General features: G+C 73.0%; 15 protein-coding genes. 2 read left to right on the top strand and 13 right to left on the bottom strand.

The features are described from left to right. Positions 1-362 precede the first annotated feature (362 nt). The gene (locus ACIF8S_RS30785) at positions 363-1,370 is read right to left on the bottom strand and encodes a stage II sporulation protein M (RefSeq protein WP_400003529.1); all 1,008 of its coding nucleotides are present in this window, start codon (positions 1,368-1,370) and stop codon (positions 363-365) included. A 146-nt stretch (positions 1,371-1,516) separates the two neighbouring features. On the opposite strand from ACIF8S_RS30785, the gene ACIF8S_RS30790 reads away from it, so the two are divergent. Next, a complete protein-coding gene (locus ACIF8S_RS30790; RefSeq protein ID WP_400003530.1) occupies positions 1,517-2,449 on the top strand; it encodes an RDD family protein in 933 nt (310 codons plus the stop codon). Positions 2,450-2,471: 22 nt separating this feature from the next. On the opposite strand, the gene ACIF8S_RS30795 is transcribed toward ACIF8S_RS30790, so the two are convergent. From ACIF8S_RS30795 to ACIF8S_RS30835, 9 genes are all read right to left on the bottom strand, one after another. Continuing rightward, positions 2,472-3,086 (bottom strand): hypothetical protein, encoded by a 615-nt coding sequence (locus ACIF8S_RS30795; protein ID WP_400003531.1) that lies wholly within the window; start codon positions 3,084-3,086, stop codon positions 2,472-2,474. A 108-nt stretch (positions 3,087-3,194) separates the two neighbouring features. Then, on the bottom strand, positions 3,195-4,652 hold the full coding sequence (gene ahcY / locus ACIF8S_RS30800) for an adenosylhomocysteinase (protein WP_400003532.1): 1,458 nt from the start codon (positions 4,650-4,652) through the stop codon (positions 3,195-3,197). 299 nt (positions 4,653-4,951) lie between these two features. Beyond that, entirely contained in the window at positions 4,952-5,935 is a 984-nt protein-coding gene (locus ACIF8S_RS30805; protein WP_400003534.1) for a cation diffusion facilitator family transporter, read from the bottom strand. A 143-nt stretch (positions 5,936-6,078) separates the two neighbouring features. Beyond that, on the bottom strand, positions 6,079-7,230 hold the full coding sequence (gene manA, locus ACIF8S_RS30810; protein WP_400003536.1) for a mannose-6-phosphate isomerase, class I: 1,152 nt from the start codon (positions 7,228-7,230) through the stop codon (positions 6,079-6,081). Between the two features lie 85 nt (positions 7,231-7,315). Continuing rightward, the gene (locus ACIF8S_RS30815) at positions 7,316-8,446 is read right to left on the bottom strand and encodes an SIS domain-containing protein (RefSeq protein WP_400003538.1); all 1,131 of its coding nucleotides are present in this window, start codon (positions 8,444-8,446) and stop codon (positions 7,316-7,318) included. Positions 8,447-8,512: 66 nt separating this feature from the next. Then, complete coding sequence (locus tag ACIF8S_RS30820) at positions 8,513-8,683, bottom strand: Trm112 family protein (RefSeq protein WP_078541071.1); 171 nt, start codon at positions 8,681-8,683, stop codon at positions 8,513-8,515. A 138-nt stretch (positions 8,684-8,821) separates the two neighbouring features. Beyond that, complete coding sequence (locus ACIF8S_RS30825) at positions 8,822-10,186, bottom strand: phosphomannomutase/phosphoglucomutase (RefSeq protein ID WP_400003540.1); 1,365 nt, start codon at positions 10,184-10,186, stop codon at positions 8,822-8,824. Positions 10,187-10,387: 201 nt separating this feature from the next. Next, a complete protein-coding gene (locus ACIF8S_RS30830; RefSeq protein WP_400003542.1) occupies positions 10,388-12,004 on the bottom strand; it encodes an L-lactate permease in 1,617 nt (538 codons plus the stop codon). A gap of 153 nt (positions 12,005-12,157) precedes the next feature. Continuing rightward, the gene (locus ACIF8S_RS30835; protein WP_400003544.1) at positions 12,158-12,577 is read right to left on the bottom strand and encodes a DUF3499 domain-containing protein; all 420 of its coding nucleotides are present in this window, start codon (positions 12,575-12,577) and stop codon (positions 12,158-12,160) included. Between the two features lie 352 nt (positions 12,578-12,929). Here ACIF8S_RS30835 and ACIF8S_RS30840 point away from each other — a divergent pair, with 352 nt between their 5' ends. After that, a complete protein-coding gene (locus tag ACIF8S_RS30840; RefSeq protein ID WP_349794198.1) occupies positions 12,930-13,313 on the top strand; it encodes a metallopeptidase family protein in 384 nt (127 codons plus the stop codon). Positions 13,314-13,376: 63 nt separating this feature from the next. Here ACIF8S_RS30840 and ACIF8S_RS30845 read toward each other — a convergent pair whose 3' ends face one another. From ACIF8S_RS30845 to ACIF8S_RS30855, 3 genes are all read right to left on the bottom strand, one after another. After that, a complete protein-coding gene (locus tag ACIF8S_RS30845; RefSeq protein WP_400003546.1) occupies positions 13,377-14,978 on the bottom strand; it encodes a DUF5719 family protein in 1,602 nt (533 codons plus the stop codon). Continuing rightward, entirely contained in the window at positions 14,975-18,742 is a 3,768-nt protein-coding gene (locus tag ACIF8S_RS30850; RefSeq protein ID WP_400003548.1) for a glycosyltransferase family 2 protein, read from the bottom strand. Before ACIF8S_RS30850 ends, ACIF8S_RS30845 begins: the two co-directional genes overlap by 4 nt. Before the next feature lie 213 nt (positions 18,743-18,955). Further along, positions 18,956-19,219 (bottom strand): WhiB family transcriptional regulator, encoded by a 264-nt coding sequence (locus ACIF8S_RS30855; protein ID WP_003975777.1) that lies wholly within the window; start codon positions 19,217-19,219, stop codon positions 18,956-18,958. Between the last annotated feature and the right edge of the window lie 219 nt (positions 19,220-19,438).

Raw genomic sequence — 19,438 nt, forward strand, 5'->3', positions numbered from 1 at the left:
TCACCCTCTCGGGCTTTCCTCCGGGCGCTTCCCTTCGGTCTTGCGTTTCCGACTCTATCAGATCTTTCCGATCCGATTTCCTCGGCGCTTTCCAGGCCGACGCTTTCGCGCTTTCCCTTTCCGGCGGTTCCGACTTTATCAGAAGTTTCGGGGCGGATTGACCGGCCTTCGTCTTCCGACTTATCGGGGGGTGCTTCTGCGGAACCTGAGTCCCAGCGAGAAGCCAGTAGATGTTCACTGTCGCCTTCCGGGTGCGAACCCATCTCCAGGCAACTGTTCTAATCTACCTCCCCACCGGCTCCGCGTCAACGGCTCCCGTGGGGCGAAGAGGACACTAGCAGCTCCGCGGGGCCGTTCGCACATCAGGCGGCGGTGGGCACGTCGGCACTGCGCTCGGATGCGTCAAGGTCGCCCGTCGCACCGGATCGTGCGGCGCGGCCGCCCAGGACGTAGACGTACACGAGGAAGGCCAGCTCGGCGACGACACCGATGGTGATGCGGGCCCAGGTGGGCAGGCCCGACGGGGTGACGAAGCCTTCGACGGCCCCGGACACGAAGAGCACCAGGGCCAGCCCGATCGCCATGGCGAGGGCGGCGCGCCCCTCTTCCGCGAGCGCGGTGCGCCGCGTGCGGGGGCCGGGGTCGATCACGGTCCAGCCCAGACGCAGGCCCGTGCCGGCGGCGACGAAGACCGCGGTGAGTTCCAGCAGGCCGTGCGGGAGAACCAGGCCGAGGAACGTGTCGAGGCGCCCGGCGGAGGACATGAGGCCGAAACCGACACCCAGGTTGAGCATGTTCTGGAAGAGGATCCACAGGACCGGCAGCCCCAGGAACACCCCGAGGATCAGGCACAGCGCCGCGGCCCACGCGTTGTTCGTCCACACCTGGGCGGCGAAGGAGGTCGCCGGGTTGCTGGAGTAGTACGTCTCGTACTGGCCGCCGGGGCGGGTCATCTCGCGGAGTTCCGCGGGCGCCGCTATCGAGGCCTGGACCTCCGGGTGGGTGCCTATCCACCAGCCGAGCAGTGCCGCCACGGCCGTGGAGAGGAGAGCCGTGGGCACCCACCAGTGACGCGCGCGGTAGACGGCCGCGGGGAATCCGTGGGTCAGGAAGCGCGTGACGTCGCGCCAGGACGCCTGGCGGGTGCCGGTCACCGCATTGCGGGCCCGGGCCACCAGCTGGCTGAGCCGGCCGGTCAGCTGGGGGTCGGGCGCGGCCGAGCGGATGAGGGAGAGATGGGTGGCGGCGCGCTGGTAGAGGACGACGAGTTCGTCCGCCTCCGCGCCGGTGAGGCGGCGCCGGCGCTTGAGCAGGGCATCGAGGCGGTCCCACTCCGCACGGTGGGCGGAGACGAAGACGTCGAGGTCCATCGGTGTGCCTGCTCCTCGGCTGATCGTCGGCGGTCGGACGGAGGGGGAAGGACAAGCTGACTTCGCGCTGCTCGTACTGCGGTGCGATGTGCCATCAGCTTGGCAGACTGGCGGTGTCCGGGGCAGACCAGGGAAGGGCGGCGGGCGTGAGTGAGCTGGTGACGGGTGAGGCGGTGGCGTTGGAGCTGCGCCCCGCGAAGCTGCCCAGCAGAGGGCTGGCCGTGCTGCTCGATCTGGCGGCGGCCGTGGCCGCGTACGTCGGGGTGACCCTTGTTCTGGTGGCGGCGACGGCCTCGCTGGACCGGGCGGCGCAGACGGCGGTGACGATCGCGACGTTCGTCCTGGTGCTCGTGGGCGGGCCGATCCTGGTCGAGACGCTGAGCCACGGGCGGTCGCTCGGGAAGATGGCGTGCGGGCTGCGGGTGGTGCGGGACGACGGAGGGCCCATCCGGTTCCGGCACGCGCTCGTGCGGGGGCTGCTCGGGGTGATCGAGATCCTCATGACGTTCGGCGTGGTGGCCTGCGTCGCCTCGCTGGTGTCGGCGCGCGGCCGCCGCCTGGGGGACGTGTTCGCCGGGACCCTCGTGGTACGGGAGCGGGTGCCCGCCGGGCCGGGCGGCTATGTGCCGCCGCCTCCGCCCTGGCTCGCGGGCCGTTTCGCCGAGCTCGACCTGTCGGCTGTGCCGGACGGTCTGTGGCTCGCCGTCCGTCAGTACCTCACGCGGATCCGGCAGCTCGACCCGCAGGTCGGCTGGTCGATGGCGGAGCGGCTGGCGGCCGACGTCGCGGGACGCACCGGGGCGCCGGTGCCGCCCGGGCTGCCGCCCGCGATGTACCTGGCAGCGATGCTGCACGAGCGCCAGACGCGGGAGGCGCAACGGGCGTTCGGCGGTGGTGCCGTCGCTCCCGTGCCTGCGGCGGGTGCGGGGGCGCCGTTGCCGTCCTTCCCCACGGGTCCCGCCGTCGCCGCGGCCCCGGTGGTCCGGCCGGTCGTGCCCCCCAAGGGGGCGGAGGCGGCCTCTTCGGGCAGTCCGGCGCGGGGCGACGGGCCCTCGACGGGGTTCGTGCCGCCGGCGTAGGCATCGACCAGGGTTGGTGCCGTCAGCCGAGGTCCGACGGGGGTGATTCGAGGTCCTCGAGTTCGATGCCGGGGGCTGCCAGGACCACGTCGCCGGCCAGGTGCACGGTGTGCTGCTCGCCGGTGTCCAGGGCGGTGACCTGGTACGCGTCCACGGTCAGGGGGCCGTTGTCAGTGGCGTGTGTTTCTCTGTCGGCCAACGCCCAGGACTGGTCCACGGTACGGGGGGCGAGGACCGGGTCGGTGAAGGCGACGAGGCGTACGCGGGTGGCCGCGGCGGAGGGGGTGAGGCGCAGGAGACGGGCGGTGGCGACGAGGAAGGCGGGGGACGAGCCGGTGAAGGCGTGGGCGCGCACATTGCCTTCGGTGGCGTGGGTTCCGGTGGGGTCGGTGCGGACCCAGGTGACGCCGTCGAGAGCGGCGCCGCGGACCTGCCAGCTCGACGCGTGGAGTTCCAGGCGGAGCGGCCGGCCGAGGGTGTCGAGGGTCAGGTCGACGGAGCCCAGGTGGTCGCCGCCGGGGGCGGTGAGCTGGGAGACGTAGCGCCAGCCGGAGGCCCCGGGGGCGCACTGGAAGTGTTCCTCGGCGAGGGGGGTGTGATCGTGCGGATCGTGGAGCGAATAACGGCCGCGGGGCATGGGGGTCCTGGGTCGTGACGGGCTGGGCCGGTCGCCGGTCCGCCACGGGGCAGGCCCCCGACACGGGGGTGCGGGGGCCTGCCTCGGGGCTCGGTCGGGAGCGCCGGCTCAGTAGCGGTAGTGGTCGGGCTTGAACGGGCCGTCGACCTTCACACCGATGTAGTCGGCCTGCTCCGGACGCAGCGTGGTCAGCTTGACGCCGAGCGCGTCGAGGTGGAGACGGGCGACCTTCTCGTCGAGGTGCTTGGGCAGCACGTAGACGCCGGTCGGGTACTCGTCGGGCTTGGTGAACAGCTCGATCTGGGCCAGGGTCTGGTCCGCGAAGGAGTTGGACATCACGAACGACGGGTGGCCGGTGGCGTTGCCCAGGTTCAGCAGGCGGCCCTCGGACAGCACGATGATCTTCTTGCCGTCGGGGAAGGTCCAGGTGTGGACCTGCGGCTTGATCTCGTCCTTGACGATGCCCGGGGTCTTCGCGAGGCCGGCCATGTCGATCTCGTTGTCGAAGTGACCGATGTTCCCGACGATCGCCTGGTGCTTCATCCTGGCCATGTCCGAGGCCATGATGATGTCCTTGTTGCCGGTCGTGGTGATGAAGATGTCGGCCGTCTCGACGACCTCGTCCAGCGTCGTGACCTGGTAGCCGTCCATCGCCGCCTGCAGCGCGCAGATCGGGTCGATCTCGGTGACGATCACGCGGGCGCCCTGGCCGCGCAGCGACTCCGCGCAGCCCTTGCCGACGTCGCCGTAGCCGCACACGACCGCGGTCTTGCCGCCGATCAGCACGTCCGTGGCCCGGTTGATGCCGTCCACCAGCGAGTGCCGGCAGCCGTACTTGTTGTCGAACTTCGACTTCGTCACCGCGTCGTTGACGTTGATCGCCGGGAACAGCAGGGTGCCGTCGCGCTGCATCTCGTACAGGCGGTGCACACCCGTCGTGGTCTCCTCCGTCACGCCGCGGATCTCGGAGGAGAGCTGGGTCCACTTCTGCGGGTTCTCGCTCAGGGTGCGGTTGAGCAGTTCGAGGATGACCCGGTGCTCGTCCGACTCGGCGGTGTCGGGGGACGGGGCCTTGCCGTCCTTCTCGTACTCGACGCCCTTGTGGACGAGGAGGGTGGCGTCACCGCCGTCGTCGAGGATCATGTTCGGGCCGCCGGTGGGGCTGTCCGGCCAGGTCAGCGCCTGCTCCGTGCACCACCAGTACTCCTGGAGGGTCTCGCCCTTCCAGGCGAAGACCGGGACGCCCTGCGGGTTGTCGGGCGTGCCGTCCGGGCCGACGGCGATGGCGGCCGCCGCGTGGTCCTGGGTGGAGAAGATGTTGCAGGACGCCCAGCGGACCTCGGCGCCGAGGGCGACCAGGGTCTCGATGAGGACGGCGGTCTGCACCGTCATGTGCAGGGAGCCGGTGACGCGGGCCCCGGCGAGGGGCTGGGCGTCGGCGTACTCCTTGCGGATCGCCATCAGGCCGGGCATCTCGTGCTCGGCGAGGGTGATCTCCTTGCGGCCGAACGCGGCCAGGGAGAGGTCGGCGACCTTGAAGTCCTGTCGGTTGTCGACAGTCGTCATTGCGAGCTGCTCCTCGGGGTTGGGTCGAGGTGGGTACGGCTGGTCTGCGCGGCGGCGGACACAGGGGTGCCCGAGGAGGGCACAGGCATGCCCGCGTACGCGCAGCGCAGTCCGTCGGAGGCCCTCTCTCCCTCGGCCGGTCCGCGGTGGGACCGCCCGACCGCCATCAGCAGCGACGTCTGGCTCCGTCCCAAGCTACACCGACGCACCCGGCGGCCCCCAGTCCGGCCGCGTACACATCAGGCCGTTCTGGGGAGCGCGGGGCTGTCCCGGAACGGCCTGACGGTGGTGTGCGGTGGCTACGGGTGGCCGGCATCCGGCTGGGTGGGGCCGCCGGGGGTGGCCTCGGGGTCGGGGCCCTTGGCGGCCTCGGCCTCGCTGTAGATGTCCGGCTCGAGGTAGATCACCCGGGCGATCGGCACGGCCTCGCGGATGCGGGACTCGGCGGCGTCGATGGCGGCGGCCACCTCGGTGGCGGTGTCGTCGTGCCGCACCGCGATCTTGGCGGCGACGAGCAGTTCCTCGGGGCCGAGGTGCAGGGTGCGCATGTGGATGATGCGGGTGACGGTGTCGCCGTCGACCACGGAGGCCTCGATCTTCCGGGTCTCCTCGGCCCCTGCGGACTCACCGAGCAGCAGGGACTTGGTCTCGGCGGCGAGCACCAGGGCGATCAGGATGAGCAGGACGCCGATGCAGAGGGTGCCGATGCCGTCCCAGACGCTGTCGCCGGTGGCGAGGGTCAGGCCGACGCCGCCGAGGGCGAGGATCAGACCGACGAGCGCGCCGAGGTCCTCCAGCAGGACGACCGGCAGCTCGGGCGCCTTGGCGTGGCGGACGAACTCCTTCCAGGAGCGGCCGCCGCGCAGGGAGTTGGACTCCTTGATGGCGGTGCGGAAGGAGAAGCCCTCGGCGATGATCGCGAAGACCAGGACGCCGACCGGCCAGTACCAGTGCTCCAGCTCGTGCGGATGCTTGATCTTCTCGTAGCCCTCGTAGACGGCGAACATGCCACCGACCGAGAAGAGCACGATGGAGACGAGGAAGGCGTAGATGTAGCGCTCGCGGCCGTAGCCGAAGGGGTGTTCCGGGGTGGCCTTGCGCTGGGCCTTCTTGCCGCCGACGAGCAGCAGCGCCTGGTTCCCGGAGTCGGCGACCGAGTGGACGGACTCGGCGAGCATCGACGAGGAGCCGCTGAAGAGGAACGCCACGAACTTCGCTACCGCGATCGCGAGGTTGGCGGCGAGTGCCGCCACGATCGCCTTGGTGCCGCCTGACGCGCTCATGTGTCCGCGTTGTCCCTTCGTGTGCCGTGGGCGTCCTGACGGGCGTGCGCGCACGCCCGTCAGGACGTTGTCCGTGCTGTGACGGTGGGCCATTGTTGCAGCCCCGTCCGGCGACGGCGCGTCAGGTCGCGGTCACCCGCCGGTCAGACGACGACCGTGGCCCGGAAGACCGTTCCGGTACCCGACACCTCGGCCTTCTCACCCGCGGGGACGAAGACGGAGTGGCCCGGCGTCAGGTCGTGTTCCCCGGCCCGTACGGAGCCGGCGGTGCAGAGCAGGATCTGCGGGGTGGTGAGGGTGAGGTCATGGGTCATGCCGCCCTCGGGCAGGACGTAGCGGGAGAGCCGGAACTCGTCGGTGGGGGTTTCGTAGACCTCTTCGTCGTCCGGGCCGGCCTCCGGGCGCAGCACGGCGGGGTCGGTGGCCTCGAAGCGGACGACGCGCAGCAGTTCGGGGACGTCGACGTGCTTGGGGGTGAGGCCGCAGCGCAGGACGTTGTCGGAGTTGGCCATGATCTCGACGCCGAGGCCGTCGAGGTAGGCGTGCGGGACGCCGGCGCCCAGGAACATCGCCTCGCCGGGCTGCAGCCGGACGTGGTTGAGGAGCATCGCGGCGATGACGCCGGGGTCGCCCGGGTAGTGGTGGGCGATGCCGGCGTAGGGCGCGTAGGGGCCGCCGAGGCGGTCGCAGGCGGCGGCCGCCTCCACGACGGTGCGGGCCATCTCCTCGGGGTCGGCGGTGAGGACGGCGGTGAGCACCTCGCGCAGCGCCGCCTCCTCTGGGCGGGCGTGCAGCAGGTCGACGTACGGCTTGAGGGAGTCCACGCCGAGGCCGTCGATGAGTTCGGCGGCGTGCAGCGGGTCGCGGAAGCCGCACAGACCGTCGAACTCGGTGAGGGCGCAGACCAGTTCGGGCTTGTGGTTGGCGTCCTTGTAGTTGCGGTGCGGGGCGGTGACGGGGACGCCTCGGCGCTCCTCGTCCTCGTAACCGGCGCGCGCCTGGGCCAGGTCGGGGTGGACCTGGAGGGACAGCGGGGAGCCCGCGGCGAGGAGTTTGAGCAGGAACGGCAGGCGGGGGCCGAACTTGGCGACCGCGGCCGGGCCGAGCTCCCGCTCCGGGGCGGCGTCGATGACCTCGGCGAGGGTGCCCCGGCCGGTGCGCGAGGGTGCGCCGGGGTGGGCGCCCATCCACATCTCCGCCTGCGGTTCGCCGGTCGGTTCGGTGCCGAGCAGCCGCGGGATGGCGGTCGGGGAACCCCAGGCGTAGGGGCGGACGGTGTTGTCGAGGCGGTCCATGGGGCTCTCTGCGTTCCTTCTGCCGGTTCTCGTGCGGGCGCGCGTGGCAGGGGTGCCCGCGGGGGAGGTCAGTCAGCCTCGGGCATCAGCGGGGTGCCGAGGCGAGCGCGAGGTAGACGGCGGCGAAATCCGTGACGGCGATCAGTTCCGCGAGGGTCTCCAGTTCGCCGCCCTCCTCCGGTTCCAGCTCGCTGATCGGCGTGTCGTGGGTGAGGGCCAGCTCGCGGGCGGCGGGGGCGGCGGTGAGGCCGCCGAGGGGCCGGTCGCGGAGCAGCACGACGCGCGCGTGCAGGGCGGGTGCCTCCTCCACGCGGTCGCGGAAGAAGTCGTCCGGGTCGGCGCCGGCGGCGAGCGGGCCGGCGAGGAGGGCGCTGTGCGCGGCGAGGGCCTCGGGCAGTTCGGCGACCACGGCGGGCGTGCCGGACAGCTCGGCGAGCGCGGCGGCGAAACGCCGGCCGGCCGGGCCCGCGGAGACGCCCTCGGTCCACACGACGGGCAGGGACTCGGCGAGTTCGGCGGCGAGGGTCTTGGCCGCGTTGCTGTACGTGGCGACGGCCGGGCCGCAGCGCTCGGCGACGGAGTCGAGGCGGTCGGCGACCTTCTCCAGGGCCTCCGGCGGCGCGCTGAGCAGTCCGGTGCGGTCCAGCAGGGCGAGCAGCGGCGTGAGCAGCGCCCACAGCACCCCGGGTGCGGAGGCGGCGAGGGGTTCGTCGTGGTCGTAGGGCGCGGTCGCCATGGGGACGAACAGACCGCGGCTGCCGCCGGCCTCCTCGGCGAGCGGGGTGCCGGAGGGGGCGACGGCGACAACGGTGAGGCCCCGGCGGTACGCCTGCTCGGACAGCAGGGACAGGCCTGGTTCGGTGCCGTCCGGGGTGGCGATCAGGAGCAGGTCCACCGATCCGGCCCAGCCCGGCAGTTCCCAGCGCAGGGCGCCCGCGGCGGGCGCGACGCCGGTGGGTGCGAGGCGGGTGACCGGGCTGCCGGCGCCGGCCAGGGTGCCGAGCAGGTCGGCGGCCTGAGTGGCGGCGGCGCCGGGGCCGGCGATCAGCACGGCGCGGGGGCGGCCGTCGGGCTTCAGGTTGCCCACGCCCGCCTCGGCGGCGTGGCGTGCCGCGGTGCGGACGCGGGCGCCGGCCTCGGCGGCGCCGCGGAGCAGTGCGCGGTGGTCGGCCTCGGCGAGGCCCTCCGGTGAGTCGAGCAGCGATTCGTCGAGCATGGGCGGCAGGCTCCGATCGGCGGGGCGTCGGCGGTACGCGGGATGCTCCGGGGCGTGCGGCTCCGGTTATGCCGGGCGGCGGGCCTCGTCGACGAGGAGGACGGGGATGCCGTCGCGGACGGGGTAGGCCAGACCGCAGTCCTGGCCGGTGCAGACCAGCTCGGTGTCCTGCTCCTCGAGGGGGGAGTGGCAGGCCGGGCAGGCCAGGATCTCCAGGAGGCCGGCTTCGAGAGGCATGAGGGTCCCTTCGCTGGTGGATGTGCTGGTCAGGGTACCGCTGGTGGGGGTCGCGCGGCGGGTCCGGGGCGGTCCGCCCCGGACGTCTCCCGCGCCCTCCCCGGTCCCGGCTGCCGCGGCCGTCGGCGGTCTCGGGGACTACGCCCTGATGAGAGCCAGGGCCTCGTCCCGGACGCGGGTCATCGTGGCCTCGTCCCGCGCCTCGGCGTTCAGCCGCAGCAGCGGTTCGGTGTTGCTGGGACGGACGTTGAACCACCAGTCGGCGGCGGTGACGGTGAGGCCGTCCAGTTCGTCGAGGGTGATGCCCTCGCGGCCCTCGTAGGCGGCCCTGATCGCGGCGATCCGGGCGGCCTGGTCGTCGACGGTGGAGTTGATCTCGCCGGAGCCGGCGTAGCGGTCGTACCGGTCGACCAGCGCGGACAGGGTGCCCTGCTGCTCGCCGAGCGCGGCGAGGACGTGCAGGGCGGCCAGCATGCCCGTGTCGGCGTTCCAGAAGTCGCGGAAGTAGTAGTGGGCGGAGTGCTCGCCGCCGAAGATCGCGCCGGTCCTGGCCATCTCGGCCTTGATGAAGGAGTGGCCCACCCTCGTGCGCTCGGGGGTGCCGCCGTTCTCCCGGACGACCTCGGGCACGGACCAGGAGGTGATCAGGTTGTGGATGACGGTGCCCTTGCCGCCGTGGCGCGCCAGTTCGCGGGAGGCGACCAGGGCGGTGACGGCGGAGGGGGAGACCGGTTCGCCGCGCTCGTCCACGACGAAGCAGCGGTCGGCGTCGCCGTCGAAGGCCAGGCCGATGTCGGCGCCCTCCTCGCGGACCCGCTTCCGCAGGTCGACGAGGTTGGCCGGGTCGAGCGGGTTGGCCTCGTGGTTGGGGAAGGTGCCGTCGAGCTCGAAGTACATCGGAACGAGGGTCAGCGGCAGTCCGGCGAACACGGTGGGGACGGTGTGCCCTCCCATGCCGTTGCCCGCGTCGACGACGACCTTCAGGGGGCGGATGCCGGTGAGGTCGACGAGGGAGCGCAGGTGGGCCGCGTAGTCGTCGAGGGTGTCGCGCCGGGTGACCTTCCCGGTGCCGGCGGCCGGCGTGGGGGCGCCCGCGCCGCTCCACTCCTCGACGAGGGCCCGGATGTCCGCGAGGCCGGTGTCCTGGCCGACCGGTGCGGCTCCCGCGCGGCACAGCTTGATGCCGTTGTACCGCGCCGGGTTGTGCGAGGCGGTGAACATCGCGCCGGGCAGGTCCAGGGCGCCCGAGGCGTAGTAGAGCTGGTCGGTGGAGCACAGGCCGATCTCGGTCACGTCCGCGCCCTGGGCCGCCGCTCCGCGGGCGAAGGCGGCCGACAGTCCGGGGGACGAGGGGCGCATGTCGTGGCCGGTGACGACGGCGGCCGCGGCGGTCACCCGGACGAACGCGGCGCCGAAGAGCTCGGCGAGCGACTCGTCCCACTGGTCGGGGACGACCCCGCGCACGTCGTACGCCTTCACGATCTGCGAGAGATCAGCAGCCACGGCCAGCCCTTCCGGAGGTCCTGTCGGTCACCACAAACTACCCGCAGGCCGTGACGCTCCGGCGCGGTGCCCGGCGGACCTGTGGACAACCGGTCCGCCGGCGCCTGTGGACAACCGGTCCGCCGGTTGTCGTTGGACAACCGGTCCGCCGGTCAGGTCAGGGCAGCATCCAGTCGTTGGACAACCGGTCCGCCGGTCAGGTCAGGGCAGCATCCAGCCGAGCACCGCCGTGCTCTGTCCCACCACGATCAGGCACATCACGAGCAGCAGGCCGAGGCTCCAGGGCAGCACCTTGCGCAGCAGGTCGCCCTCGCGGCCCGCCAGTCCGACGGCCGCGCAGGCGATGGTGAGGTTCTGCGGCGAGATCATCTTGCCGAGCACGCCGCCGGAGCTGTTGGCGGCGGCGAGCAGGTCGGGCGAGAGGCCGGACTGCTGGGCGGCGGTGACCTGGAGGGCGCCGAAGAGGGCGTTGGAGGAGGTGTCCGAGCCGGACACGGCGACGCCGAACCATCCCAGCACCGGGGAGAGGAAGGCGAGCCCCGCCCCGGCCGCCGCGACGAAGTGGCCGATGGTCGCGGCCTGGCCGGAGAGGTTCATGACGTAGGCGAGGGCGAGGACGCTGGTCACCGTGAGGAGGGCGAACCGCAGTTCGCGCACGGTCGCCAGCCACTCCCTGACCGCCACGCCCGCGTGCAGCTTGAGGACGGCCGCGGTGGCCAGTCCGGCGAACAGCACGAGCGTCCCCCCGGTGGAGACGACCGGCAGGCTGAACATGTTGCCGCCGACGGGCTCGCCGTCCGGTCCCGCGACGTCCAGGAAGGGCCAGTCGTAGGTCTGCGTGGCGCCGGCCAGCCAGTCCTTCACCGCGGGGATCTGCGCCACGGCGAAGATCGCGACGATCAGCGCGTAGGGGGCGTAGGCCCGCAGCACCTCCCCGTGCGGGTCCTCCGCGTCCAGTTCCTCGCTGCGCGTGCCGGTCAGCACCGAGGCCCGTACGGACTCGGCGGCGGGGACGCGGGCGCGGGGGACGGCCATCAGGGCGCCCGCCCCGGCCAGCGCGGCGCCGATGTCGGCGAGCTGGGCGGAGACGTAGTTGGACGCGGCGAACTGCGCGACGGCGAAGGCCACACCGCAGACCAGGGCCGGCACCCAGGTCTCGCGCAGTCCGCGCCGGCCGTCGACCAGCCAGACCAGCACCAGCGGCACCACGAGGGCCAGCAGCGGGGTCTGACGGCCCACCACGGACGCCACGGAGTCCAGCGGCAACCCGGTGACCTGGGCGAGCGTGACCACCGGCGTGCCCATCGCGCCGAACGCCACCGGAGCGGTGTTGGCGACCAGCGCGACCACGGCGGCGCGTACGGGGTCGAAGCCGAGGGCGACCAGCATCACAGCGGAGATCGCGACGGGGGCGCCGAATCCGGCCAGGGCCTCCAGCAGGGCGCCGAAGCAGAACGCGATGACAAGGGCCTGGATGCGGGGGTCGTCCGAGAGGCGGCCGAAGGAGCGGCGCAGGATGTCGAAGTGGCGGGTGCGGACGGTCATCCGGTAGATCCACAAGGCGTTGACGACGATCCACATGATGGGGAAGAGCCCGAAGACGGCTCCCTGGACGCCGCTGGAGAGCGTCTGGTCGAGCGGCATGCCGTACGCCAGCCAGGCCACGGCGACGGCCACCGCGAGGCCGGTCAGGCCCGCGAGGTGGGCCTTCAGGCGGACACCGCCGAGCAGCACCAGCACGGTCACCAGGGGCAGGGCCGCCACGAGCGCGGAGAGGCCGAGCGATCCTGCGACGGGTTCCAGTTCCTGGACGTACACCTGCGCCTCCCGGATTCCGCCATGCGAAAGCGATTTCTCGCGGGGTCACCGGAATGGTCGTGTCCGTGACAAGGAGGCGTCAATGGGTGTGCGGTGAAGGGATGTGACGAGGGAAGCCCGCGGACGGTGACGCGCCGCGCGGTGCGCGTGGTGTCAGTTGTCCGGGGAGCGCAGGACCCGCAGGTGACCGCGGCGCGCGACCTCCATCGGGTCCGCGCCACGCGTGCCGCCGGCCCCGGCCGCCCGCTCCTGGGGGCGGGCCGCCTCGCGCACGGCGTTGGCAAGCGCTTCCAGGTCGTCCCCGCTGGGCTGCGCCGGGGCGGACCCGTCGAGCAGGCGGACGACCTCCCAGCCGCGCGGCGCGGTGAGGCGCTCGGAGTGCTCGGCGCACAGGTCGTAGCAGTGGGGTTCGGCGTAGGTGGCGAGCGGGCCGAGGACCGCGGTCGAGTCGGCGTAGACGTACGTCAGCGTCGCGACGGCGGGACGGCCGCAGGCGGTGCGCGAACAGCGACGTACAGGGCTCACGACGTTGGACGGTACCGCACTCTTGAGCGGGCCGCGACGACTCTCCACCAGGTCACTCCCCCGTGTCGGGCTGTGAAACGCCCCACATACCCCTTTGGGCACACCTCTGTGACCTGCCCGGACGGCGGGCCGCAGACGCCCGGCCGGTTCTGATTGCGGTCACCAGTTGGCACAAACACCGTCAAAAGCTTTGAGGTCATCGGTCGCGGAGAGATATGGAATCGAGCCCAAGCTTGGCTGGAATGGTCATGTTGTGACATGGCGTACGGCTCGGCCGGAAGGCGTGTGGGCGTCGGGCGGGGCGGCGACACGGCGACTACCCTTCGCTGTGATGGACAGCCCCGTGACCCCTCGCCCAGCAGGCCCCGGGCCCCGACGCCGTGATCGACACGGCCGGGGCATGCGCGGCCCGATCGCGCCTCCCCAGGTTCCGCTGGCCGCCAGCCGGGCGGAGACGTTCGCGGATCTGGTGCAGGACTCGGTGGAGCGGCTCGAGCGGCGCTGGCCGCAGCTCGCCGACATCGATTTCCTGGTCCTTGACGTGCCCCGGCTGGACGGCGCGGCGGGCGCGGGCTGGAGCGACGAGACGATCCCGCTCGGCGGGACGGTGACCGCGCGCGAGGGACGCCCGGCGCGCGTGGTGATCTACCGGCGGCCGGTCGAGATCCGCTCCAAGGGCCGTGACGAGCGGGCGGCGCTCGTCCACGAGGTCGTGGTCGAGCAGGTCGCCGACCTGCTGGGACTCACCCCCGAGACGGTCGACCCCCGGTACGGGGAGGACTGAGGGCGCCCCCGCCGCCCCCAGGGACGCCCGGCCCGTGCCGCCTACCGCTGCGAAGTCGTACGGCTACCGCTGCAGGACCGACAGGTCCTCGCTCGCGTCCGGCACCGCCACCATCCCCCGGTCGTCGGGGAGCGGCTGCACCGTGAAGAACGGGACACCGCCCTCCGTGGAGGACAAGGTGCGTGAGGCGTAGACGGTGGCCCCGCCCTGCGGCTCGACGGTCAGCGCGTACGTGCCCTTCACACCCGCCGGCACGGGCGCCTGGATGTCCTGCGTGGTGCCCGACTTGACGGTGTACGTCTTGGTCGCGGGCGTACCGCCCTTGGTGCCCGCCGACGCCGTCACCTTGATCTCGGCGGTGCCCTCGGGCGAGGTCACCGAGAGCGTCGTCCCCTTGGCGGTGTTGTCCAGCGCCGTCGCGCGCGTCTCGACCGGCCGGGCCGCCGGGATGAACGCCGTCTCCTGCTTGCCCTCCTTGCCGCGCAGCACCCGCACGGCCGCCACCACCGGCACCGAGCGGTCCGACGCCGTCAGCACCAGGGAGCCCGCCTCGCCGCGGGTGAGGTCGCCCAGGTCGAACCCGGTCGTCATACCGCCCTTGACGTGCAGCGTCTCGTTGCCGGCCGGAGTGATCAGGCCGGACGGGGAGGCCAGACGCACCTTCAGGTCCACGTCGGAGTCGCCGGGGGTGAAGGCGATCAGGCGCACGCCGGTGGCGTCCTTGGGGATGCCGGGCATGACCAGGCTGCCCGACGGGTCGGCCGACGCGGGCAGCCAGTCGCCGCCCAGCTCGTCGTCCAGGGCCTGCACGGCGGCGCCGACCCTGCCGCTGCGGACCACCACGTGCACGGTCACGTCGGTCTGCTTCTCGTCGGTGAGCGTGGACAGCAGGACCGGCTCGGCGGAGCGCGGCTTCACCGTGATGCCCTCCCCCACCGTCGTCTTGAGCGCGCCGTTCTTGCCGTAGAGCTCGATGTCCACGACGGCGGCGGAGTCGTCCGGGTTGGTCAGGTGGACGTAGTCGGTGCGGCTGTCGTCGGTGCTGGCGCCGGGGAACCAGAACTGCGTGTCGGCGGCCGTGCAGGCGACGCCCTGCAGCCCCCGGCCGGTCCCGGCGGCCACCTCGGTGGTCTGCTGCGCGGTCCAGCCGGACGCGAAGCGGCCGTCGGCGGTGCCGATGAGGGCGGGGGCCTCGGCACCGGAGGCGTCCGCGGTCACCGGCTGGCCGGGCTCCCGCAGCTGCAGCACGGGCTTGTCGGCCGTACCGCCCTTGCCGCCCTTCGCGCTCCCCTCGCCGTCCTCGGCGTCCTTGTCGCCCTTCTCGCCGTCCTTCTCCTGCTCGCCGTCGCCGGCCTGATCGCCGTCCTTCTCGCCCTTGCCGGTCGCGTCGTCCGGGGCCGACTGCTCGGCGGCCGACCGCAGCGCCGCCGTGCCTTCGCCCTCCGCGCCCCGCGTGACCGGGGTGAACGACGTGTACGTCGTCTCGGCCAGGTCGGAGATGCTGGGCCGCGGGCACAGCAGGCCGGTGCGCTCCACGGGGAGGGTGGCCGCCGCCCCGGTCCGCTCCGTGGCGGACCCGGAGTCCGGGGCGGAGACCGCGGCGAAACCGGTGACGGCGGCGAGCGCCGTCGCGCCCGCGATCAGGGACAGGGTGGTGCGGTTCACTGCTGGCTCCCGTCGGGACGCTCGTTGCCCGTGCCGTGCGGGTCGTACGGGGTGTCGTAGCCCTGCGTGTAGTGCGGGTCGTAGCCCTGCGGATACGTCTGGTCGTAACCCTGCTGCGGGGTGCCGTAGGCGTACGGGTCGTACGTCCCGTCCTGCTGCGGGTAGCCGTCCGCCTGGTACTGGCCGCCGTAGGCGTCGGTGCCGGCCGGGTACTGCGGGTAGGGGGCCGCCGCGTAGGCGTTCTCGTCGTAGTCGGCGTTCTGGTACCGCCCCTGGTCCCAGTCGCCGTAGTCGCCCTGGTGCGGGACGGGCGCCGGGGGCTGCTCCTGCGGGGCCGGAAGGTGCTCGGGCGGGGCGGGCACGCCGCCGTCCGCCTCCGCGCCACCGGTGTACTCCGCGCCACCGGTGTACTCCGCGCCGTCGGGGAACCGGTCGTCGTCGGCGTACTCGGCGCCGTCGGTGCCCTCCGCCGCCGCGGCCTCCGCCTCGGCCTGGGCGCGCAGCCGGCGGGCCCGGCGGCCCTCCCCGGCCATGGCCTCGGCCGGGACGGGTGCCTCCTCCGGCAGGTCGTCGTCGATGTCGCGGCGCCGGCCGGGCAGGGCCATGACGACGAGGACGACGGCGAGCAGCCCCTGCGCCCACAGCCAGACGGTGTGGGTGAACGGCTCCTCGTAGATGACGTCGAGCTTGCCGCCGGAGGCGGGGAGTTCGAAGCCCTGGGCCCAGCCGTCGACGGTGGTGCCGGTGAGCGGCTTGCCGTCGAGGGTGGCGGTCCAGCCCTCCGCGGCGGTGTCCGCCAGGCGCAGGACGCGGCCCTCCTCGCCGTCCGGGATCTCGGTGTGGATCTCGACCGGTCCCGCGGCCACCGGCTCGGGTGCGGTACCGCTGCCCTCGGCGGGCACGACGGTCGCGCGGGCGACCTGCCGGTCGACCCGCCACAGCGCGCCGCCCGCCTGCTGGCTGAGCCGGCTCAGACCGGGGGTGGCGTCCAGCACCCGGGTGACCTCGCGCGGGGCCCCCTGGTGCACCAGGACGTAGCGGACGGCGAAGCCGCCGAGTTCGTCGGCCTGGTCCGCGCCGGAGCCCGCGACGAGGTTGGCGACGACGCCGTCGAGCAGCTTGTTCTCGCCGTCCTGGGCGGTGATCTCCGCGTCGCCCATACGGGCGCCGGAGCCGCGCACCAGGACGTAGCCGACGTGGTCGGAGGAGTCGGTGTCGAGGACCAGGGTGCGGGCCTGGTCGCGGGTGACGCTCTCCTCGGCGACGAACGCCGGCACCTGCACGGGGTCGCGCCGCTCGACGGGCCCGTCGGCGCCGCGGACCATCCAGCCGGCGGCGAGCACCAGCGGGCCGACGGCGCAGGCCAGCGCGATCAGGGCAGCGACCGGCTGGCGCCATCCGAAGCTCTGCTCCGCGACCCGCGCGCGTGCCCCGTCGGCGCCCAGTGTGCCGGCGGCCAGCAGCGCGATGCCGTAGACGAGGGTGGCGGGGCCGGCCCAGGCGGAGTTGTTGGACAGGACCGCGAAGACGAGGCCCACCAGGGCGGCCGTCCACGCGGTCAGGATGGGCGTACGGCGCTCGGCGCGCAGCAGGGCGGCAAGCGCGGCGAGGACCAGGCCGATCAGCAGCAGCCCGCCGCTCGTGCCCGGCCCGCCGGGATCGGCGCCGAGCAGGTCGAGCGCGGAGGCGGCCGACGGCCCGTACGGCAGACCGGCCTCCTTGAAGAAGCCGAACGGGAGCAGGGACAGCGACGAGGGGGCGAGTACGAGCAGGGGGCTGCCGAACTGCGCCAGGAAGCGCGGGCCGTACGCCGTGAGGTCGCTCCTGCGCAGCACCAGCACGCCGATGCCGAGGACGAGCGCGATGGGCCACACGATCGGGGTGAACGCGGTGGTGACGGTGAGCAGCAGCGCGTACGCCCAGGTGGCGCGCCAGCTGCCGCGGCCGTCGGGGGCGGTGAGGCCGCTCGCGGCGATGCCGGCGCGGGCGAGCAGGGGCAGGAGGACGGCGAGCACGGCGGTGCCGATGCGGCCGGAGGCCAGGGCGCCGGTCGCGGCGGGCAGGAAGGCGTAGGCGACGGCCGCCCACGCGCGCAGCAGCCGGGACTCGACGAGCGGGCGGGAGGCGAAGTACGCGGTGAAGCCGGCCAGCGGCACCGAGCCGACCAGCAGGACGGTGACGGCGAGGCCGGTGGAGCCGAGCAGCAGGGACGCCAGCGCCGCGAGGATCGCCAGGTAGGGCGGAGCCGTACCGGTGCCGCCGGCGCCCACGGCGTGCCAGGCGTCGGTGTAGCGGGCCCACAGGTCGCCGGAGTCGGCGGGCGCGGGCAGCAGGGCACCGCCGGCCAGCGCGCCGCCGCCGAGGAGCTGGCGGCAGGCCACCAGGGACACCAGCAGCAGGAGCAGGAAGAGCACCGGGCCGGGCCGGCGGGCGATGCGCTTGAGGCGGGCGAACTGCTCCACCTCGAGGAAGTCGGCGTCGTCGCCGCCGGGTCCGGACTCCAGCCCGCTGCCGTGCCGGCCCGCGCCGGAGACGGCCTCGGGGTCGGAGCGGCCGACGAGGTTGCCCGCGACCTGTTCCACGGTGACGCGGACGGTCGCGCCGGGCGGCGGGAACAGCGGCCGCAGTTCGTCCTTGCCGACCTGGGGGCTGCCGCGGTCACGGCGTCCGGCGAGGACGCGCTCGGGGCGCAGCAGGACACCCATGAGGCCGCGGATCTCGTCGACGGCCTGCCCGGGCACCTTGCCGACCAGGTAGGCGAGGGTGCGCAGCAGGGTGCCGAGGACGATCCGCAGCAGCACCCAGGGCAGGGCGGCGGTACGGGTGTTGACGAGCAGGGTGTGGACGGCGCCGGCCTTGTCCACCTTGTGCGGGGAGGCGGCGGTGCGGCCCACGCAGTCGACGGTGCGGCGCTCGCGGGACGCGGCCTCGGCGTGCCGGACGACTGCCTCGGGCGCGACCAGCACCCGGTAGCCGGCCGCGTTGACGCGCCAGCACAGGTCGACGTCGTCACGCATGAGCGGCAGGTGCCGGTCGAACCCGCCGAGCTGTTCGAAGACGTCGCGGCGGACGAGCATGCCGGCCGTGGACACGCTCAGCACCGGCCGTACGTGGTCGTGCTGGCCCTGGTCCTGCTCACGGCGGTCCAGGCCGGTCCAGCGGCGGCCGGAGTTGGCGATGGAGACGCCGACCTCGAGCAGCTGCCTGCGGTCGTACCAGCCGCGGAGTTTGGGGCCGACGACGGCCACGTCCTCGCGGCCGAGCTCGTACTCGTTCTCCACGACGCGCAGCAGTTCGGACAGCGCGCCCGGCTCGGGGGCGCTGTCGTCGTGCAGCAGCCAGAGCCACTGGACCGGTTCGCCGTGCGGCAGGTCGGGCAGGTCGTAGGCGTCGTCGCGCCAGCTGCGGGTGACCGGGTCCCAGCCGCTCGGCCGCTTCAGATAGGGCAGGTCGTCCGGGGTGAGGTGGGGGGCGCCGCGGTGGCACTCCTCGACGGCCTGGCCGAAGCCGGTGCGCCGGGCGAGGTGCAGCACGCGGTCGTCGCCCAGGGCCTCGGTGACCAGCCGGGCGGAGTCGTCCGCGCTGCCGGTGTCGGCGGCCATGGCGAACTGCACGGGGCGCTCCTGGCCGAGCAGCCCGGCGAGCGCGTCCGGCAGCCAGCGGGCGCCGTCGTGGGAGACGAGGACCGCGGTCACCACGTGACGCGGGAACTCTGGTGCGGCAGCGAGGTCTTGACGGGCTGCCGGGTGGCTGTGCACGGACATCGAGGTACGGGCCCCGGTTCGAATGGACTGTGGGGACACCCGTGCCCGGTGGGGGCGGCGGGGCGTCTCGGACGAGCGCCCACACTATCGGCTGGACAACAAGGGGACCCGTCGCCTGTGGACAACCCACCGGCGACGGGCCTTAAGTGATGTTTGTACGAAGAAGCGTGCGTATGTACGGAGTGACGGGGCGCGGTGGTGACACGTCGCCCGTCAGACGGCGGCCTTCTTGAGGCGCCGGCGTTCACGCTCGGACAGGCCGCCCCAGATGCCGAAGCGTTCGTCGTTGGCGAGGGCGTACTCGAGGCACTCGGAACGGACCTCGCAGGCGAGGCAGACCTTCTTGGCCTCCCGGGTGGAGCCGCCCTTCTCGGGGAAGAAGGACTCGGGGTCGGTCTGGGCGCACAGTGCGCGCTCCTGCCAGCCGAGTTCCTCGTCCGCGTCGTCGACCAGCAGTTGCTGCACCAGCTCGGTCATGTGCGCCCCTCGTCAGTCTTTTCGCGTCCCCGTGATGTAGCCGTTACCGATTCCGGCTGAACGACACGAGTGAAATTACAAGTGTGCTGCTCCGGGCGAGTCAAGCCGAGATCTGCTATTGAGCCCCTTATTCACTCTGCGGAACCAAGGCCGAGCGGAAAGTGTTCAAATCACCCTAAACCTTGACGCACGTGTGGGACCCACGAGGACGTCCAGCCC

The organism is Streptomyces sp. NPDC085937, assembly GCF_044540535.1.
Lineage (GTDB): Bacteria > Actinomycetota > Actinomycetes > Streptomycetales > Streptomycetaceae > Streptomyces.